15 protein-coding genes and 1 pseudogene are annotated in these 19,041 nt (G+C 69.6%); 12 read left to right on the top strand and 4 right to left on the bottom strand.

Annotated features, from left to right (window positions below):
- The first annotated feature begins 10 nt into the window (after positions 1 to 10).
- The 10 genes from ABZX61_RS40040 to ABZX61_RS39995 all read left to right on the top strand — a co-directional run bounded on the left by ABZX61_RS40040 (position 11) and on the right by ABZX61_RS39995 (position 11,246).
- Complete coding sequence (locus tag ABZX61_RS40040; RefSeq protein WP_350724822.1) at positions 11 to 856, top strand: glutamate ABC transporter substrate-binding protein; 846 nt, start codon at positions 11 to 13, stop codon at positions 854 to 856.
- A gap of 58 nt (positions 857 to 914) precedes the next feature.
- On the top strand, positions 915 to 1,583 hold the full coding sequence (locus tag ABZX61_RS40035; RefSeq protein WP_355201719.1) for an amino acid ABC transporter permease: 669 nt from the start codon (positions 915 to 917) through the stop codon (positions 1,581 to 1,583).
- Positions 1,580 to 2,497, top strand: a complete 918-nt coding sequence (locus tag ABZX61_RS40030) for an amino acid ABC transporter permease (RefSeq protein WP_355201718.1) — start codon at positions 1,580 to 1,582, stop codon at positions 2,495 to 2,497. The genes ABZX61_RS40035 and ABZX61_RS40030 overlap by 4 nt, the downstream gene beginning before the upstream one ends.
- A gap of 119 nt (positions 2,498 to 2,616) precedes the next feature.
- Positions 2,617 to 3,462, top strand: a complete 846-nt coding sequence (locus ABZX61_RS40025; RefSeq protein WP_355201716.1) for a glutamate ABC transporter substrate-binding protein — start codon at positions 2,617 to 2,619, stop codon at positions 3,460 to 3,462.
- A gap of 50 nt (positions 3,463 to 3,512) precedes the next feature.
- Positions 3,513 to 5,321 carry a prolyl oligopeptidase family serine peptidase gene (locus tag ABZX61_RS40020; protein WP_355201714.1) on the top strand — a complete coding sequence of 603 codons (1,809 nt, stop codon included), beginning with the start codon at positions 3,513 to 3,515 and terminating at the stop codon, positions 5,319 to 5,321.
- Between the two features lie 196 nt (positions 5,322 to 5,517).
- Positions 5,518 to 7,344 (top strand): ABC transporter substrate-binding protein, encoded by a 1,827-nt coding sequence (locus tag ABZX61_RS40015; protein ID WP_355201712.1) that lies wholly within the window; start codon positions 5,518 to 5,520, stop codon positions 7,342 to 7,344.
- A 14-nt stretch (positions 7,345 to 7,358) separates the two neighbouring features.
- Positions 7,359 to 8,366: an ABC transporter ATP-binding protein gene (locus tag ABZX61_RS40010; RefSeq protein WP_355201710.1), complete on the top strand. Its 1,008-nt coding sequence runs from the start codon at positions 7,359 to 7,361 to the stop codon at positions 8,364 to 8,366.
- Positions 8,366 to 9,331 (top strand): dipeptide ABC transporter ATP-binding protein, encoded by a 966-nt coding sequence (locus ABZX61_RS40005; RefSeq protein ID WP_355201709.1) that lies wholly within the window; start codon positions 8,366 to 8,368, stop codon positions 9,329 to 9,331. The genes ABZX61_RS40010 and ABZX61_RS40005 overlap by 1 nt, the downstream gene beginning before the upstream one ends.
- Positions 9,328 to 10,284, top strand: a complete 957-nt coding sequence (locus tag ABZX61_RS40000) for an ABC transporter permease (RefSeq protein WP_355201707.1) — start codon at positions 9,328 to 9,330, stop codon at positions 10,282 to 10,284. Before ABZX61_RS40005 ends, ABZX61_RS40000 begins: the two co-directional genes overlap by 4 nt.
- Positions 10,284 to 11,246, top strand: a complete 963-nt coding sequence (locus ABZX61_RS39995) for an ABC transporter permease (protein ID WP_192791045.1) — start codon at positions 10,284 to 10,286, stop codon at positions 11,244 to 11,246. The genes ABZX61_RS40000 and ABZX61_RS39995 overlap by 1 nt, the downstream gene beginning before the upstream one ends.
- A 344-nt stretch (positions 11,247 to 11,590) precedes the next feature.
- On the opposite strand, the gene rny is transcribed toward ABZX61_RS39995, so the two are convergent.
- Together rny and ABZX61_RS39985 are read right to left on the bottom strand one after the other, a co-directional pair.
- Entirely contained in the window at positions 11,591 to 13,207 is a 1,617-nt protein-coding gene (rny, locus tag ABZX61_RS39990) for a ribonuclease Y (RefSeq protein ID WP_355201705.1), read from the bottom strand.
- A gap of 729 nt (positions 13,208 to 13,936) precedes the next feature.
- Entirely contained in the window at positions 13,937 to 14,380 is a 444-nt protein-coding gene (locus ABZX61_RS39985) for a regulatory protein RecX (RefSeq protein ID WP_355201703.1), read from the bottom strand.
- A gap of 852 nt (positions 14,381 to 15,232) precedes the next feature.
- Here ABZX61_RS39985 and ABZX61_RS39980 point away from each other — a divergent pair.
- Positions 15,233 to 15,394: a hypothetical protein gene (locus tag ABZX61_RS39980; protein WP_355201702.1), complete on the top strand. Its 162-nt coding sequence runs from the start codon at positions 15,233 to 15,235 to the stop codon at positions 15,392 to 15,394.
- Between the two features lie 753 nt (positions 15,395 to 16,147).
- On the opposite strand, the pseudogene recA reads toward ABZX61_RS39980, so the two are convergent.
- Positions 16,148 to 17,134: pseudogene (gene recA, locus ABZX61_RS39975) on the bottom strand (recombinase RecA); the annotation flags it as partial.
- A gap of 440 nt (positions 17,135 to 17,574) precedes the next feature.
- Positions 17,575 to 18,315, bottom strand: a complete 741-nt coding sequence (locus ABZX61_RS39970; protein WP_355201701.1) for an SDR family oxidoreductase — start codon at positions 18,313 to 18,315, stop codon at positions 17,575 to 17,577.
- A 98-nt stretch (positions 18,316 to 18,413) separates the two neighbouring features.
- Here ABZX61_RS39970 and ABZX61_RS39965 point away from each other — a divergent pair, with 98 nt between their 5' ends.
- Positions 18,414 to 18,965: a TetR/AcrR family transcriptional regulator gene (locus tag ABZX61_RS39965; protein ID WP_355201699.1), complete on the top strand. Its 552-nt coding sequence runs from the start codon at positions 18,414 to 18,416 to the stop codon at positions 18,963 to 18,965.
- The last annotated feature ends 76 nt before the right edge of the window (positions 18,966 to 19,041 follow it).

Here is a 19,041-nt window from a genome sequence, read left to right as displayed (position 1 = left end):
CATGCGTCACATGGGAGCAGTGCTCTCAATTGCGGCACTCGCCGCCGGTCTGACCGCTTGCGGCGGCGGGAGCAAGACTTACGCCAGCGTGGTGGACAAGGTCAAGGACGGCGGCACGATCGTCGTCGGCACCAAGTGGGACCAGCCGAGCCTGGGCCTGAAGGCGGCCAACGGGCCCGAGGGCTTCGACGTCGACGTGGCCAAGGCCGTGCTGAAGCAGATCAACGGCGGCAAGGACCCGCAGATCGACTGGAAGGAGTCGGCCTCGTCCAACCGCGAGCCGTTCCTCCAGAACGGCACGGTCGACATCATCTTCGCCACGTACTCCATCACCGAGGAGCGCAAGGGCAAGGTCACCTTCGGCGGCCCCTACGTCGTCGCCCACCAGGACGTGATGGTCCGCAAGGACGACACCGCGATCAACGCGCCGCAGGACCTCAAGGGCAAGAAGATCTGCAAGGCGGCCGGCTCCAACTCGTACAAGCGGATCACCGACCCGCCCCCGGACGGCAAGCTCGACATCGACGCCACCACCGTCGACGCGGCCAACTACTCCGAGTGCGTGCAGAAGCTGACCGGCAGCAACCTCGACGCCGTCACCACCGACGACCTGATCCTGGCGGGCTTCGCCAAGCAGGCCGGCGGCAACTTCAAGGTGCTCGGCCAGGGCTTCACGGACGAGAAGTACGGCGTCGGCCTGAAGAAGGGCGACACCAAGACGTGTGAGGCCGTCAACACCGCCGTGAAGGCGCTCTGGGACAACGGCACCATGAAGCAGCTGCTGGAGAAGTGGTTCGGCGGCATTCAGGGCCTGAAGTTGTCGGAGGCGGCACCGCCCGCCGAGGGTTGCAGCTGATCATGCCAGAGGCGGCGGCCGGTGACCCGGCCGCCGCTCCCCTATGCGGTGGAGCACGATGGAAGATCTGATTAGGTACGCGCCCGACCTCGCACTGGGGTTCCTGGAGAACATCAAGCTCTCCATCGTGGGCGCGATCGCCTCGCTCATTCTCGGCACCGTCCTGGTGGCGATGAGAGTTTCCCCCACGCCGGTGCTGCGCGCGGCCGGCACGATCTACGTCAACATAGTGCGCAACACCCCCCTCACGCTGGTGCTGGCCTTCTCCGCGCTCGGCCTCAGCGACCAGCTCGGGCTCGTCTTCTCCGACGTGCCCACCACCAACTCGTTCTGGATCGTCGCGATGGGCCTGTCGGCCTACACCGCGGCCTTCGTCTGCGAGGCGCTGCGCGCGGGCATCAACACGGTGCCGCTCGGGCAGGCCGAGGCGGCCAGGGCGATCGGGCTGACGTTCTTGCAGTCGCTGCGGATGATCATCCTCCCGCAGGCGTTCCGCGCGGTCATCGCCCCGCTCGGCAGCGTGATGATCGCCATGGTCAAGAACACGACCGTGGCGACCGCCGGCGGGTTCGCCATGGACTCCGCGAGCAAGATGAAGGAAGCCTTCGACCAGGTCGGCGCATCGATCCCGATCTTCCTCGGCATCGTGGTCGCCTTCATGGTCGTGACGCTGCCCATCGGCTTCCTCACCGGCCGGCTGGCCAGGCGTCTGGCGGTGGCGCGATGAGCACCACAGTCCTGTTCGACGCCCCCGGGCCGCGCGCTCGGGTGCGCAACGGCCTCCTCACGGCGATCAGCGTCGTGGCCGTGGCCGCCGCCCTGTACGGCGTCTACCGCGGCTTCGACGCCAAGGGCCAGTGGGAAGGCAAGATCTGGCAGCCGTTCCTGCAGTGGGAGACGTGGGAAGTCTTCATCTTCCCCGGCCTGCTCGGGACGCTGCAGGCCGCCGTGGTGGCCGCGGTGCTCGCGCTGGTGTTCGGCGCGGTCTTCGGCCTGGCCCGGCTCTCCGACCACGCCTGGATCCGCGTCCCCGCGGGCGTGGTGGTCGAGGTCTTCAGGGCCATCCCGCTGCTGCTGCTGATCTTCTTCATCTTCTACCTCGCACCGGCGGTGGCGGGGGGCGGCGACTACACCTTCATCGCGGTCGTGATCGGCCTGATGCTCTACAACGGCTCGGTGCTGGCCGAGGTGGTCAGGGCGGGCGTGCACGCGGTGCCGCGCGGCCAGTCGGAGGCGGCGTTCGCGGTGGGCATGCGCAAGAACCAGGTCATGCGCCTGGTGCTGCTGCCGCAGGCCGTCACGGCGATGATGCCGGCGATCGTCAGCCAGCTCGTGGTGCTGCTGAAGGACACCGCGCTCGGCTACATCATCGCCTACGTCGACCTGCTCAACACCGGCTTCAAGATCCTGCCGGCCCGGTTCTTCGGCTCGCTCATCCCGGCGGCGATCGTCATCGGGATCATCTACGTGGCGCTCAACATGGCGCTGAGCTTCCTGGCCACGTGGCTGGAGCGGCGCAGCAGGCGCAGCCGCAAGACGGCCGCCGCCCCGGTCGCGGCGCCCGGCTCGGCCGAGGTCAGCGTGGGCGCGGGTGAGGGCACCGACGACGCCGGGCTGGGTCCCGACCGTTCCGTGGAGTGATCGGAGGTACGGGCGCAATGGCGCCCGTACCTCCGCAAATCTCCAAGAAGGCCCCATTTCTCCGTTGAAACCGCCCCAAGTCCGGCCCGTCCGGTTTGCCCACCCACCAGACTGTCTCCATGCGTGGGGTGGCGCTCGCGGGGGCGGCCGTGGTGGCATTGGCCGCCGCGTGCGGAGGCTCGGGCTCCTACACCAGCGTCGTGGACAAGATCAGGAACGCCGGCAGGGTCGTCGTCGGCACCAAGTGGGACCAGCCGAGCCTGGGCCTGAAGACCAGCGACGGCCCTCCCGAGGGCTTCGACGTGGACGTGGCCAAGTACGTCGTCAGGTACCTCGCCCGCGGCCGGCACGTGCAGATCACCTGGCGCGAGTCGCCCTCGTCCGCCCGTGAGGTGCTGCTCCACAACGGCAGCGTGGACCTCATCGTCGCCACCTACAGCGTCATCCCGTCGCGCCGGCCCAAGGTGACCTTCGGCGGGCCCTACATCGTCACCCCGCAGGACACGATGGTCCGCGCGAGCGACACCAGCATCAAGAAGGTGACCGACCTGCGGGGCAAGCGGCTCTGCCTGGCGGAGGGCTCGAACGCGTACCGGCGGATCGTCGATCCCCCGCCCAACGGCAAGCTGAGCCTGCCCATGCGGCTGGTGCCCGCGGCCAACTACTCCGACTGCGTACGCAAGCTCGCCGCCGGCGAGCTCGACGCGGTCAGCACCGAGAACCTGGTCCTGGCGGGGTTCGCCGAGCAGGAGCCGGGCCGCTTCCGGCTGCTGAACGACCCCGTCAGCAACGAGTACTGGGGAGTCGGCATCAAGAAGGGCGACACCGCCACCTGCGAGGCCGTCGACCAGGCGGTCGCCGCGATGTGGCACGACGGCACGGCCACGCGGCTGCTGCGCAGGTGGTTCGGCAAGACGGGGCTCAAGCTGCCGTCGTCCCTCCCGGCGCCCGCGGGGTGCCCCTGAACTGTGGGGACCGCCCCACGCGCTTGCCGATCTTCCGGCAGGATGCGGGTATGCCTTTCTGGCCCTCCCCCATCTCGACCAGAGACGTGGCCGCCTCCGGCGTGCGCCCCGGCTGGCCCACGGCCCAGGACGGCCGGATCTGGTGGACCGAGGACCGTCCGGACGAAGGCGGGCGCACCACGATCGTGTGCCGCGCCGCCGACGGCACCCAGCGTGACCTGCTGCGGGCACCGTGGAGCGCGCACACCAGGGTCCACGAGTACGGCGGCAGACCGTACGCCATCACAACCGGGGGCGAAGTGGTCTTCGCCAACTTCAAAGACCAACGCCTGTACATTCTGGGCGATTACGGCGACCCGAAACCCATCACGGACGAGGGATGCCGCTACGCGGACCCGCTGGTGCGCGATGGCCAGGTCTGGTGCGTCCGCGAGCGCCACACCGAAGACGGCAAGGTCACCCGGGCGATCGTGTCGATCTCGCTGGACGGCGGCGAGATACACGAATGGGCCACCGGCTGCGACTTCTACGCCTCTCCCGCCCTCTCCCCCGACGGGCGGCACCTGGCCTACGTCTGCTGGAACCACCCGCGCATGCCCTGGGACGGCACCGAGCTGCGCGTCACCCGGCTGTCGGGCGGCGGCGCCTGGACGGTGAAGGGCGGCCCGGCCGAGTCGGTGCTGGCCCCGGCCTGGAAGGACGACTCCAGCCTCTACCTGGTCTCCGACTGCTCCGGCTGGTGGAACCTCTACGAGGTCGGCCTGCGCGGCGACGGGCTCCGGGCGCTCCACTCCGCCGAGGAGGAGTTCACGCTCCCGCCGTGGCGGCTGGGCGGGCAACCGTACACCGTGCTCGGCGACGGCCGCCTCGCGGTCCTGCACGGCCGCGGCGACCTGCGGCTGGGCGTGCTGGACCCCGGCTCGGGCACGCTCACCGACCTCGAGGTGCCCTACGACGGATGGGACGCGGCGCTGGCCGCCGAGGGCACGTCCGTGGTGGGCATCGGGTACGCCCCCACGCTCCCCCGGTCGGTCGTCAGCGTGGACGTCGCCTCCGGCGCGGCCGGCCCGCTCAAGAGCGACCTCTCGCGGCTGCCCGACCGGGCCCTCCTGCCCGTTCCCCGCGCGGTCGAGTCGCCCGCGCCCGCCTTCCTCTACCCGCCGTACGGTCCGGCGACCGAGGGGACGCCACCCTACGTGATCTTCGTGCACGGCGGGCCGACCGCGCACGCCGACACCGCGCTCGATCTGGAGAAGGCGTTCCTGACCTCGCGCGGCATCGGCGTGCTCGACGTCAACTACGGCGGCTCGACCGGCTACGGCAGGGCCTACCGCGAGCGGCTGAAGGGGCAGTGGGGGCTGGTGGACGTGGCCGACACGATCGCCGCCGCCCGGTGGCTGGCCGCGGAGGGGCTCGCCGACCCCCGCAGGATCGCGGTGCGTGGCGGCAGCGCGGGCGGGTGGACCGTGATGGCGGCCTGCTGCCGGTCCGACGTGTTCGCCGGCGGGGTGTCGTACTTCGGCGTCAGCGCGCTCGCGCCCCTCGCGGCGCACACCCACGACTTCGAGTCGCGATACGTGGAGTGGCTGGTGGGGCCGGAGGACCCGCAGGTGTACGCCTCCAGGGAGCCGCTCGCCCTCGTGAACGGGGTGAGCTGCCCCATGCTGCTCCTGCAGGGGCTCGACGATCCCGTGGTGCCGCCCGAGCAGTCGACGGCGTTCGCCGACGCGCTGTCGGAGCGGGGCGTGCCGTGCACGTATCTGGCGTTCGAGGGCGAGTCGCACGGCTTCCGCCGCACGGAGACGCGGGTGACCGCGCTGGCCGCCGAGTTGGCCTTCTACCAGCAGCTTTTTAGCTAATGTCGTAATTCTTTAACAGAATTCGCACCAAATCAGTATTACTTACCAGTCGCTAATCATCATCGGTTGTATAACCGGCTTTTCTCCTGCGCTTCCTTCGGCGTGACCATGCAAAGTGGGACGTGCTCCGCGGCCACGGCGCACGCCCCACACGGCCAGCCATGCACGCCCCGCATCTCGGCACGAGGGAGGCCAGATGGCCAGCATGCGCCATTTCAGCATTGCCGTGGCGGTCTTCGCAACTTTGTTCGCCACCGCCTGCCAGACAGACACCGGAGCCAGGAATTCCGCCCCGCCCACCTCCTCCGCCCCCGGCCAGCCGGTTTCCGGAGGCACGCTCAGGCTCGTGGGCGGCGGGGACGTCGATCACCTCGACCCCACGAGCTCGTACTACACGGTCACCAACGGAATCCTGCGCACGTACGCCCGCGGGCTCTTCGCGCTCAACGGGGTGGCGAAGGGGTCCGACACCACCAAGGGCTTCGCGCTCGTCCCCGACGTCGCCTCCGAGCTGCCCACGACGGGCAACGGCGGGCTGAGCGGCGACGGGCTCACGTACACGATCAAGCTCCGTGACGGCGTGCAGTGGGACACGCAGCCGCCGCGCGACGTGACGGCGGGCGACTTCGTGCGCGGCTTCAAGCGCATCTGCAACCCGGTGGCGGGCTCCGGCGCGCCCGGCTACTACACGAGCACGATCAAGGGCATGAAGGCGTACTGCGACGCGTACGCCAAGGCGTTCACCAAGGCCAAGCCCACCGCCGCGGCGCTGGCCGACTTCCAGAACTCCCACGAGATCGCGGGCGTCCAGGCCAAGGACGACAAGACGCTGGTGTTCACGCTGACCCAGGCCGCCAGCGACTTCCTCAACATCCTGTCGCTGAACTTCTCCGTGGCCGCGCCCAAGGAGTACGACCAGTACGTGCCGGACGACGCCACGTTCCGCCAGCACACGATCTCCGACGGCCCGTACCGGATCACCCAGTACGTGGCCACCAAGTCGATCAGGCTGGAGCGGAACCCGGCCTGGAAGCAGGATTCGGACCCGATCAGGCACCAGTACGTGAACGCCATCGAGGTCAAGATGGGCGTCAACGAGCCGGACGCGGTGCAGCAGCAACTCGAGGCCGGCAGCGCCGACCTGTCGTGGGACCTGCCGGTGCCGACCGCGCAGATCCCGCGGCTCAAGAGCTCCGGCGACGCCAACTTCACGATCTTCCCGGGCGCGGTGAGCAACCCGTACATCGTCTTCAACCTGCAGAGCAAGAACGCCGGCGGCGCCATGGGCAAGCTCAAGGTCCGCCAGGCCATCGAGTACGCGGTCAGCAAGGTCGCCATCGCCAAGGTCTACGGCGGCGCGGACGTGGCCACGCCGCTGCACACCGCGATCCCGCCGGGCAACATCGGATACCAGGAGTACAACCCGTACCCGAGCCCGGGTGACGCGGGCGACCCGGCCAAGTGCAAGCAGCTGCTCACCGAGGCCGGCTACCCGAACGGGCTGACCCTCATCGGCGCCTTCCGCAACGCGGGCAACCACCCGGCCAACTTCCAGTCGTACTCGGCGGACCTGCAGAAGTGCGGGATCACGGTGAAGGGGCTGCCGGTCCGGCAGGGCGACTACTACGGCGCCTTCCTGCAGAACACGTCCATCGCCAAGGCCAGCAAGTGGGACATCTCGGCGCCCGGCTGGGTCCCCGACTGGTACGGCAACAACGGCCGCGCGGTCGTCCAGCCGCTGTTCGAGACCAACTGCAACCCCGGCACCAGCAACTACGGCTGCTACAGCAACCCCAAGGTGGACTCGCTGATCAAGCAGGCGCTGGCCGAGCAGGACCAGACGAAGTCGGCCGCGCTGTGGCACCAGGTCGACACGACGGTGATGGGCGACGCGGTGATCGTGCCGCTCAACAACCAGAACACGCCGATCTACAAGAGCAAGCGCGTGCAGAACGCCCTGTACCTGCCGGCGTTCCAGCTCTACGACTTCACCAACCTCTGGCTCGACCCCAACAACCCGTGATGAGCCTGCTCGAGGTGACTGACCTCCGCGTGGCCTTCCCCACGTCCGACGGCGTGGTGCAGGCCGTGCGGGGGCTGTCGTTCCGCATCGAACGCGGCCGCACGCTGGCGATCGTCGGCGAGTCCGGCAGCGGCAAGACGGTGAGCACCCAGGCCATCCTGGGGCTCACCCCCGGGGCCGACATCTCGGGCAGCGCCGTGTTCGACGGCGTCGACCTGCTCGAGCTCGACGGCGAGCGGCTGCGCCACATCCGCGGCGCCGAGATCAGCGTGATCTTCCAGGACCCGCTGACCAGCCTGCACCCGCTCTACAAGGTCGGCTGGCAGATCGAGGAGCTGATCAGGGTGCACCGGCCGGACACCTCGCGCGCCGAGGCCAGGAGGCGGGCGGTCGAGCTGCTCGGCCTGGTCGGCATCCCCCGGCCGGATCGCCGGGTGGACGACTACCCCCACCAGTTCTCCGGCGGCATGCGGCAGCGGGCGATGATCGCGATGTCGCTCGCGCTCAACCCGAAGCTGATCGTGGCCGACGAGCCGACCACGGCGCTCGACGCGACCGTGCAGGCGCAGATCCTGGAGCTCATCACGCGGGTGCAGGCGGAGTTCGGGATCGCGCTCATCCTCATCACGCACGACCTCGGCGTGGTGGCGGGCATGGCCGACGAGGTGCTGGTCATGTACGCCGGGCTCGCCGTGGAGCGGGCCGACCGGCGCACGCTCTACTACCGGCCGCACCACCCGTACGCCAAGGGCCTGCTGGAGTCGATCCCCGGCAGCAGCGGGGACCGGGGCGGGCGGCTGCGGCCCATCCCCGGCTCGCCGCCGAGCCTGATCGCGCTGCCGTCCGGGTGCGCGTTCCACCCGCGCTGCCCGTACGCGATGCCGGTCTGCTCGGCCGAGCGGCCGCCCCTGGCCACGGTCACAGGTGAAGGCAGTCACGCCTCAGCTTGTTGGCTGCCGCACGAGGCGGTCGGGCTGGGCGCGGCGGCCGACGCGCTGCGGCTCAAGGCGAAGGAGTCGTGATGCTGCTCGAAGTCTCGAACCTGGTCAAGCACTACCCCATCACCACGGGCGCGCTGGTCAAGCACGTGGTCGGGCAGGTCAAGGCGGTCGACGGGGTCAGCTTCGCGCTCGCCCCCGGCGAGACGCTGGGCCTGGTCGGCGAGACCGGCTGCGGCAAGTCCACGCTCGCGCGCTGCATCGCGGGGCTGCATCCGGTCACCTCCGGCAGCGTGCGGTTCGACGGCGCGGACATCACGAACCTGCCCAGGAAGCGCATGCGGCCCTACCGCCGCGACATCCAGGTCATCTTCCAGGACCCGTACGGCTCGCTGAACCCGCGCCGGAGAGTCGGTTCGATCATCGCCGACCCGCTCGTGATCCACCGGGTCATGAGCGGCGAGCAGCTCCGCCGGACCGTGCAGGAGCTGATGGAGCGGGTCGGGCTCAATCCGGAGCACTACAACCGGTTCCCGGCGGAGTTCTCCGGCGGGCAGCGGCAGCGGATCGGGGTGGCCAGGGCGCTCGCGCTGCGGCCCCGGCTGATCATCTGCGACGAGCCGGTGTCGGCGCTCGACGTGTCCATCCAGGCGCAGATCCTCAACCTGCTGAAGGATCTGCAGGCCGAGTTCGGGCTGACGTACCTGTTCATCGCCCACGACCTGTCCGTGGTGCGGCACATCAGCGACCGGATCGCGGTCATGTACCTGGGCAAGGTGGTCGAGGTGGGGGACGCGGAGCCGGTGTACGACCGGCCGCGGCACCCGTACACGAACGCGCTGCTGTCGGCCACGGCGGTGGCCGACCCGGACGAGGCGGAGCGGCGGCAGCGGATCGTGCTGACCGGGGACGTGCCCTCGCCGATCGATCCGCCGTCCGGGTGCCGGTTCCATCCGCGCTGCCCGCGGGCCCAGGAGGTCTGCTCGTCCGTGGAGCCCCAGCTTGACGGGTCGGCGGCCTGCCACTTCCCCATTGAGGTGGTCGTATGACACTGACCGAGATCAGACCCGGCGCCGTCACCTCCCAGGGAATAGCCGGGCGCGGGCCCTGGCAGCTCGCCTGGCGCCGGATCAGGACCGACCGGGTCGCCATGGTGTCCGGCCTCGTCGTCATCCTCCTGTGCGCGCTGGCGCTGGCCGCGCCGCTCATCGCCGCCTGGAACGGCCACGGCCCCGACGACCAGTTCCGCGACACCGGCATCACGGCCCAGGGGCTGCCCGTGCCGCCGAACGGGGAGTTCTGGTTCGGCACCGACCGGCTCGGGCGCGACCTGTTCATCAGGGTCCTGTACGGGGCCCGGGTCTCGCTGCTCGTCGGCGTGGTCGCCACCGGCCTGGCGGCGTTGGTCGGGGTGGTCGTCGGGCTGCTGGCCGGATATTACGGCGGCGTCGTGGACACCGTGCTGTCGCGGCTCATGGACGTGGTGCTGTCGTTCCCGTACCTGATCTTCGCGATCGCGGTGGTGTCCATCGCCGGGCCCTCGCTGTCCGCCACGATCGGGGTGATCGCCTTCTACTCGTGGGCGGCCATCGCCCGCGTGGTGCGCGGGCAGACGTTGTCGGTGAAGGAGCGCGAGTACGTCGACGCGGCCCGGTCCATGGGGGCGGGCGACTTCCGGATCATGTTCGTGGACATCCTGCCGAACCTGCTCGCTCCCGTCATCGTGCTGACCACGCTGCTGGTGCCGGCGGCCATCGTGTTCGAGTCGACGCTGTCGTACCTGGGGCTGGGGATCGTCCCGCCCACCCCGTCGTGGGGGAACCTGCTGAGCGAGGCGCAGGGGTTCTACCGGGTGGCGTACTGGTACCTGGGGTTCCCGGCCGTCACGCTGCTGGTCACCACGCTCGCGTTCAACCTGGTGGGCGACGGGATCAGGGACGCCCTCGATCCGCGGATGGAGCGCCTGTTCAGCCGCCGCCGCCGTACTCGTAAGGGGGCGTGATGCTGCGCGCGTTCCTGTTGCGCCGGGCCCTGCTCGGCCTGCTCGTGCTCTGGCTGGTCACCCTCGGGACGTTCCTGCTGTTCTTCGTCGCGCCGAGCGATCCCGCCAGGACGCTGGCCGGGCGGCAGGCCACTCCCGAGCAGGTGGAGCTGATCCGCCACAACCTCGGCCTCGACCGGCCCACCCTCGTCCAGTATCTCGACTATCTGGGCAGGCTGCTCCACGGCGACCTCGGCCAGTCGTACTTCTCCGGTGAATCGGTCGGCAAGCTGCTGGCCGCCGACTTCCCGCCGACGTTCTCGCTGGTGCTGGGGGGCGCGGTGCTGTGGTTCACGCTCGGCGTCGGCGCGGGGGTGCTCAGCGCCACCCGGGCCCGGTCGCTGGTGGATCGCGGCCTGACGCTGCTGGCGCTGGCCGGGGTCTCCATGCCGACCTTCGTGGTGGGCCTGCTGCTGCTGTACTTCCTGTTCTTCCAGCTCACCATGGCTGGGGTGCCCATCCTGCCACCCGACTCGTACGTACCGTTCTCGCAGAACCCCGCCGAATGGGCCCGCCACCTGATCCTGCCGTGGATCACGCTGGCCACGGTCCAGGCGGCGTCGTACGCCCGGCTCACCCGCGGCTCCATGCTGGACGTGCTCGGCGAGGACTACATCCGCACGGCCCGGGCCAAGGGAGTGCCCGAGCGGCGCGTGATCTACCGGCACGGCCTGCGGGCGGCGCTCACGCCGGTGGTGACGCAGCTCGGGGTGGACGTGGGCACGCTGATCGGCGGGGTGGTGGTGACGGAGTCGGTCTTCGGCCTGGGCGGCGTGGGGCAGGCGGTGGTGCAGGCGTTCGTCAGCGGGGACCTGCCCGTGATCATGGGCGTGGTCACGCTGGCGACGACCGCGGTGGTGGTGGCGAACTTGCTGGTGGATGTGGCGTACGGGCTCCTCGACCCCCGCATCCGCCTTGCCTGACGCTCGTCCGGGGGGTGGACTCCGGCGGGCGTGCCCCGGCGCCTCAGCCTCCCTCAGGCACCGCCACGCCCGCCGGCCCTCCACGCTCATTGGCCCCTTTGCGCCCGCTGGCCCTCCCCGAACGCCGCCCCCCCGCGCCCACTGACCCGCCACGGCCGCCGGCCCTCCACGAACGCCGGCCGATCAGCGCGAACCCGGCCCCGGCCCCTCACCCTCCCGGACACCACCACACCCGGCATCCCACATGGACGATCGAGCACCGCCACACCCACGAACGCCGACCAACCCACCACACCCATCGCGGTGTTCCCCCACACCGCGGTGTTCCAGACCGGCGCCGAGACCTACCTCGCGAACTCGGTGGCCCGGGACTCCCTCACCACGGTGATGCGGATCTGTCCCGGATACGTCAGCTCCTCCTCCACCTGCTTGGCCACGTCACGGGCGATCACCTGCGCCTGGATGTCATCGATCGCATCCGGCTTGACCATGACCCGGATCTCCCGCCCGGCCTGCATGGCGAAGACCTTCTCCACGCCCTCGTACGACTGCGCGATCTCCTCCAGCCGCTCCAGCCGCTTGACGTACGCCTCCAGGGACTCGCGGCGCGCGCCGGGACGGCTGCCGCTGATCGCGTCGGCGGCCTGCGTGAGAACCGCTTCGACGGTGCGCACCTCGACCTCGTTGTGGTGCGCCTCGATGGCGTGCACCACGTCCTCCTCCTCGCCGTACCTGCGGGCGATCTCCGCCCCGATCAGCGCGTGGCTGCCCTCGACCTCGTGCGTGAGCGCCTTGCCGATGTCGTGGAGGAGCGCGCAGCGCTTCATCAGCGCCTGGTTCATCCTCAGCTCGGCGGCCATGATCCCGGCGATGTGCGCGGACTCGATCAGGTGCTTGAGCACGTTCTGCCCGTACGACGTCCGATACCTGAGCTGCCCGAGCAGCAGCGTCAGCTCGGGATGCATGTCGGTGATCCCCAGCTCGACCAGGGCGTCCTCGCCGGCCCGCGCGCACAGATCCTGCACCTCCTGGCGGCTGCGATCGTGCGCCTCCTCGATGCGCTGGGGGTGGATGCGCCCGTCCAGCACGAGCTTCTCCAGCGTCAGCCGAGCCGTCTCCCGGCGCACGGGATCAAAGCACGACAGCAGCACAGCCTCAGGGGTGTCGTCGATGATGAGATTCACGCCGGTCGTGGACTCGAAGGCCCGGATGTTCCGCCCTTCGCGCCCGATGATCCGGCCCTTCATCTCGTCTCCGGGCAGATGCAGCACGCTGACGACCGACTCCGCCGTCTGCTCCGCCGCCACCCGCTGCACGGCCAGCGTCACGATCTTGGTGGCCCGCTTCTCGCCCTCCTTGCGGGCATCGCCCTCGATCTCCCGGACGATCAGCGCGGCCTCGCGCTTGGCCTGGTTCTCGATCTCCTTGACCAGCTCGGCCTTGGCCTGGTCGCCGGTCAGCCCGGAGACCCGTTCGAGGATGGCCCGCCGTTCCCCCTCGACCTGGAGCAGTTCCTCGCGCCGGTCGGCCAGCTCGACCTCGGTCTCGCCCAGCTTCCTGTCGCGCTCGGACTGCCGCCTGGCCTCCTCGTCCAGCCGCTGCTCCCGCTCGGCCAGCCTGGACTCCCGGCGCTCCAGGTCGGCGCGCAGCTCCTTGAGCTCGGACTTGAGTATCCGGCCCTCCTCCTCGACCTCCCGCCGCATCTGCGCCGCGCTCTCGGCCGCGGCCTCCGACCTGCGCAGAATCTCCTGGGCGTCGGTCTCGGCCTTGTGCCGGATCTCCTGCGCCTCCTCGCGGGCCTGCTCAAGCTCCTCGTGTACGACTTGCTGCTGCTCGGGACCGGTTTTGGAAGCGCGTGGCAGACTGCTCGAGGTGCGCCTTATGACGACGAGAAGCGCGACGATCATCCCGAACGCGAGCACGAGCACCGCCACCATCAGCACTACGACAAGCGGCCCCATGTGCGCCCCGCCCTCCTCGCGTCGTCAACACCTCATAACGCGGCCACAAACGGGAGGGGTCACAAGCGCGCCACGAATAGCCCGGTCGGCGTCTGGATCGATATACAGCCAAGGCTGACCGGGCGTCGACTCGTAAAGCCGACACCTCGCCCGCCTAGATCAACCAGCCTCGTTCGTCCGTCGTTCACCGGTATGGCAATCCGCGCTGCGCGGAGTAACTCCTCACTGCCGTCGAGGTTATGCGTCGAACAGGTCACGAGCAAGCAAACGCGTCATCAAGCGTGTCTTACGGGCCTGCATCTCTACCGACACCTACAGGCAAGACAGGGGACGCGCATGGGCAAGGAACCATGTGCGAATGCAAGAGCACCCGCACCCGCATATGCACCCGCAATCACTGCCGCACTGGCAGATGCAGATGCAAGAGCACATGCAGACCGAGCAATCCACCAAAAGCCGCGACCCGAAGATCCCAAACGGACCACCCCCAGAACGAGACGAACCCCAAACCAGGACAGCCACACCCACGGAAGCCCGGAGAGAGCCGTGGAACCGCAGCGCGCCAGGCAAGCCGCAGAGAACTCAAAACGAGGCAGCCGTGAAGCCGGGGAACCCGCAGAACGCAGGAAGCAGCAGGGAGCCCCAGGACTCGGGGACCCCACGGAACCCCGGGCCCCGGAGAAGCCCGAGGACCCGAAAAACCCGGGGAGAGCCGTGGAGCAGGAGATGTTACGGGAAGTCCTCATCCATCTCGATCCCCTCCTGCTCAAGCGCCTCGCGGATGACGCGGAAAGCCAGCCCTGAGGCGTACCCCTTGCGTGCCAGCATGCCCGCCAGCCGCCGCGTGCGGGTCTGCGGGTCGAGCGACCGAGTGGACGCGAGCTTGCGCTCCACCAGCCGCCGCGCCGTCTCCGCCTCCTGGTCGGGATCCAGCCGCTCGACTGCCTCCTTGACCGTGTCGGTGTCCACACCGCGATGACGTAGCTCAGCGGCCAAGGCACGCTTGGCCAGCCCTCGGCCATGGTGCCGCGAGTCGACCCAAGCCGCAGCGAACGCCTCATCGTTGATCAGTCCCAGCTCGGAGAAGCGACTGAGGACCGCTTCGGCGGCTTCGTCGGGCACGTCACGTTTCCGGAGCGCCTCGGCAAGCTGGGCCCGCGTCTTGGGCGCCATGGTGAGCAAACGAAGACAAATAGCCCGCGCCACCGACTCCGGATCAGCGTCCTGTCCGCCCCCGCCGAAGCCCTCACCACTCAGCCCAGATCCGCGAGACCTTCCACCTCTCCGCCCGGATCCGGCAGAGCTCCCATCACCCTGCCCGCCCCCATCATCACGCTCGGCCCCGGTAAAGCCCTTGCCACGCCGCCTGGATCTGCCAGAACGCCCATCACCACGCCCCGTCCCGGCAAAGCCCCCGCCACTGCGCCCAGCTCCGCCAAGACGCTCGTCATCAGGCCAGGCCCCAGCAAACCCGTCACCGCCTCGCGCGCTTCCAGCGAAGCCGCCGTCTTGTCCGGCGTGGTCCTCGCTGTCACGCTTCAATCCGGCGGCGTCAGCGCCATCGCGTGCCGCTCCGGCGGGGCTCGCGTCATCCCACCTGGCCCCGGCGAAACCGCCGCCGTCGTCTGGCGCTCCGGCGAAGTGGTGGCCATGCTGCGCAGCTTCGGTGGTGGAGGGCTCACTGTCTTGTCGGCTTTCGGCAGGGCCTTCGGCGTCCGGCTCCTCGGATGGCCAGCCGCGCCCGCGGGTATTTCGCCCGGCCCGTCCGTTGGAGCGGGCAGACCGCCGCCCTCTGCTCGATCGTTTCCTCCCGGTCTCGCCGTCGTCCGACGGTTCGGCCGAGAACCAGCTGCTCCCCGCGAGCACCTCGGAGTGCCACCCACCATCCCCCCGGTTGGCAGGCTCGGCAGGCGCGGTCTCCTCGGTGGCACGCCATCCCTTGGCGGTGGCCCCTCCCCCGTCCGGGTCTCCCCGGTCGGCGCCGGCAGGACTCGGGTCAGCGTCAGCGGAGCCACCGTCGCCAGAGTGTCCGGCAGCCTCAGCGTCTGGGCTGGCCTGGGTATCGGTGCGCATATCGTGCTGATCGTCTGCGACGGCCTGGCCCTCGGCAGCGATCCGGGATGCGTGCTGATCATCCGCGCCGGCTTGGGTGTCGGCGGTTGTGCGAGATTCGTACTGGTCGGCTGATCGCGCTTGGGCCCCAGGGATGAAGCGGGGTCCGTCCTGATCGTCGGTGTCGTCCCCGAAGAAGGGGTGTCTGCCGGTGCGTTCCCGGTAGAGGTGGCCTGTGGCCTCCCGGATGCCGGTGGTCACGTGATCGTCGGTGTGGACGCCGTCCTGTCCGCCCAGGGCGGCACGGACATCGTCCGGCTCGCCCGTGGCGGCATGCACAACGCCCTGCCCGTCTGTAGCCGTGTGCTCGTCGTGCTGTTCGCCTGTTGCCGCGTGCTGGTCGGGCTGCCCGTCAGTAGCCGTGTGCTTGTCGGGCTGTTCGATTGTGACCGTGGGCTCGTCGGGCTGTTCGCTTGTGACCGTGGGCTCGTCGGGCTGTTCGCTTGTGACCGTGGGCTCGTCGGGCTGTTCGTCTGTGGCGGTGGGGTTGTTGGGGTGTCCTGCCTGGTCTGCCGCGGCCTCGCTCTCGGCCGAGGTGCGTTGGCGGGTGCGGTGCTCGCGCCACTCGTCGACCGATGGCCAGCCGTCCGCGGCCGAGCGGGCCAGGTCGCGGCCCCGGGAGGGGGAAGGGACGGGCCGGGCGCCCCCGGATTGGGGCGCCGGTGGCCGGTTCGGGTTACTCATGGGAGGGGGCACGATCGCTCATGGGGTGGACGATCAGACGTCACCCGGCTTCGGGGTGGACTTCGAGCCACGGCCGGAAGGAGCGGCGGCCGGGGCAGGGGCAGGGGCCGCGGCGGCTTCGGCCGGGGCGTCGAGGCGGGGGCCCACGCCCAGCTTGTCCTTGATCTTCTTCTCGATCTCGTTGGCCATGTCGGGGTGGTTCTTCAGGAAGTTGCGGGCGTTCTCCTTGCCCTGGCCGAGCTGGTCGCCCTCGTACGTGTACCAGGCGCCGGACTTGCGGACGAAGCCGTGCTCCACACCCATGTCGATGAGGCCGCCCTCGCGGGAGATGCCCACGCCGTAGAGGATGTCGAAGTCGGCCACGCGGAAGGGCGGGGCCATCTTGTTCTTCACGACCTTGATCCTGGTGCGGTTGCCGACCGCCTCCGTGCCGTCCTTGAGGGTCTCGATGCGGCGGATGTCCATCCGGACCGAGGCGTAGAACTTGAGCGCCTTACCACCGGTCGTGGTCTCGGGGCTGCCGAACATGACGCCGATCTTCTCGCGGAGCTGGTTGATGAAGATGGCGGTGGTGCCCGTGCTGTTGAGCGCGCCGGCGACCTTGCGCAGGGCCTGGGACATGAGGCGGGCCTGGAGGCCGACGTGGCTGTCGCCCATCTCGCCCTCGATCTCGGCCTTGGGCACCAGCGCGGCCACCGAGTCGATGACGATGATGTCGACGGCGCCGGACCTGATCAGCATGTCGGCGATCTCCAGCGCCTGCTCACCGGTGTCGGGCTGGGAGACCAGCAGGGCGTCGGTGTCGACCCCCAGCTTCTTGGCGTATTCGGGGTCGAGGGCGTGCTCGGCGTCGATGAACGCCGCGATGCCGCCTGCACGCTGGGCGTTGGCCACCGCGTGCAGGGCGATCGTGGTCTTACCGGAGGACTCGGGGCCGTAGATCTCGACGATGCGGCCGCGCGGCAGGCCGCCGATGCCGAGAGCCACGTCAAGGGAGATCGACCCGGTGGGGATCACCTCGATGGGAGCTCGGGCGTCATCGCCCAGGCGCATGACGGAGCCCTTGCCGAACTGTCGCTCGATCTGAGCGAGCGCGGTCTCGAGGGCCTTCTCGCGGTCGTTGATTGCCATGGGAACTCCCCCTGGAGGGTCGTGGTCCGATCAGTCGAGTGAAAGCTACGGCCTGCCACCGACATTTTTCATGCGACTGCCGGGGAAGACGTGGCTCGGGCGAAATCCATCGTAGCCGAACGGCTGTTCGATCACAGCAAGAACACGCAGGTCGCCTCAATCACCCGCCCTGGCGTCCCGTGTCACTGAAGGCTGATCATTGTCACCGAAGGTCGATCTCGGGGGCCGAGGGGTGCGCAAGCCTGCGGCGGAGCTGTTCGTCATCGCGGCCCGGCAATGCGGGGCCGGCGTGGACGAGGGCGGCTGGAAGATGGGCGCCACCTTCTCGCGGACATCGCTGACATCGCGGGCGCGTGGGAGGCGAGCCTGCGCGGCGTTTGGGTCGACCACGACACCTGGCCGCCTGCTGGAGGACATCGCCCTGATCGCGGGCGGCCGGCTCAGTTCTGGGTCGTCGGGCGGATGACGATCTCCCCGATCTCCACATCACGGGGCTGTTCGATGGCGAAGGCGACAGCGCGGGCGACGGCTTCCGGCGCGATGGCGTACTGGTTCATGTTGCGGCGGATCTCCTCGCGGACCTCGGGGTTGTCGATGGAGCCGGCGAGTTCGGTACGCACGTAGCCCGGCGAGACCGCCGTCGTCCGCAACACGCCGTCGGTCGACTCCTGCCGCAGCCCTTCCAGGAGGGTGCGTACGGCATTCTTGGTCGCGGCGTAGACCGCCATCGTGGGTGTGATCTTCAGCCCGGCCGTCGACACGGTGGTCACGAGGTGGCCCTGTCCCTGCTCGCGGAACACCGGCAGCGCGGCGGCGATGCCGTGCAGGACGCCGCGTAGGTTGACGTCGATCATCGCCGACCAGCCGGCCACGTCAAGGTCGGCCACGGGGCCGATCTTGCTGATGCCGGCGTTGCCGACCAACACGTCGAGCTGCCCGAACTCCGTCACGGCCAGGCCGACGAGTTGTTCGAGGTCCTCGCGGGCGGTGACGTCCACGGCTCGGGTGACGGCGCGCCCGCCGCGGTCGCGGATCTCACGGGCGATCTTGTCGAGCCGCTCCGTCCGCCGCGCGCCGAGCACGACGGCGGCGCCCCGCTCGGCGAGCAGGCGCGCGGTGGCCTCGCCTATCCCGCTGCTCGCCCCGGTGATGGCCACGACCTTGCCCCTGATGGCTGACATGGGGATTTCCTCCACAGTAAACTGGACACGTGTCCGTTTAAGAGCTCCCACCGTACCGGACACGTGTCCGCTTAGCCAACTCGCCATGAAGAGGACCGATGAACGCCCCCCGCCGCCGAGCCGACGCCACCGAGAACCGCGCACGGATCCTCAAGGCCGCACGAGAGGTCATCGTGAACGCGAACGAGGTGAAGCTCAATGAGATCGCCAAGCGGGCGGGCGTCGGTCAGGGCACCCTCTACCGCCACTTCCCGACTCGGGAGGCCCTGCTCGCCGAGGTCTATCGCAAGGACGTGGACGACCTCGTGGCCGCCGCGCCGAAACTGCTCGCCGAACACGAGCCGCTGGCCGCCCTGGTCGGCTGGCTGGACCGGGTGGCCGAGTACGCGAAGGTCAAGCGCGAGGTGTTCGCAGCCGTCGAGGCGGGGGTGTGGCAGGATCTTTCCGCGCACAGCCTCGGCCCGATCGGCGAGACGCTGACCACGCTCCTCGACGCGGGCAAAGCCGAGGGCGTCGTCCGCCCCGACGTGGACGCCCGCGACATCATCCTGCTGATCGGCTACCTGACCCGTCTGGAACCCGCCGAGTGGGATGCCCGCGCCCATCACCTCCTGCGCGTCATCGTCGACGGCCTGCGCCGTCACGCCTGAGCAGGTTCCACGGGACCAAGCGCCGACCGCCGAAGGTGAGCCGATCGACGATGGCGACGCGAAGGCGCGAGTCAAG

Origin of the sequence: Nonomuraea sp. NPDC003709 (assembly GCF_040610775.1) — a bacterium.
GTDB classification, from domain to species: Bacteria; Actinomycetota; Actinomycetes; order Streptosporangiales; family Streptosporangiaceae; genus Nonomuraea; species Nonomuraea angiospora_A.
This window is presented reverse-complemented; position numbering and strand designations above follow the sequence as displayed.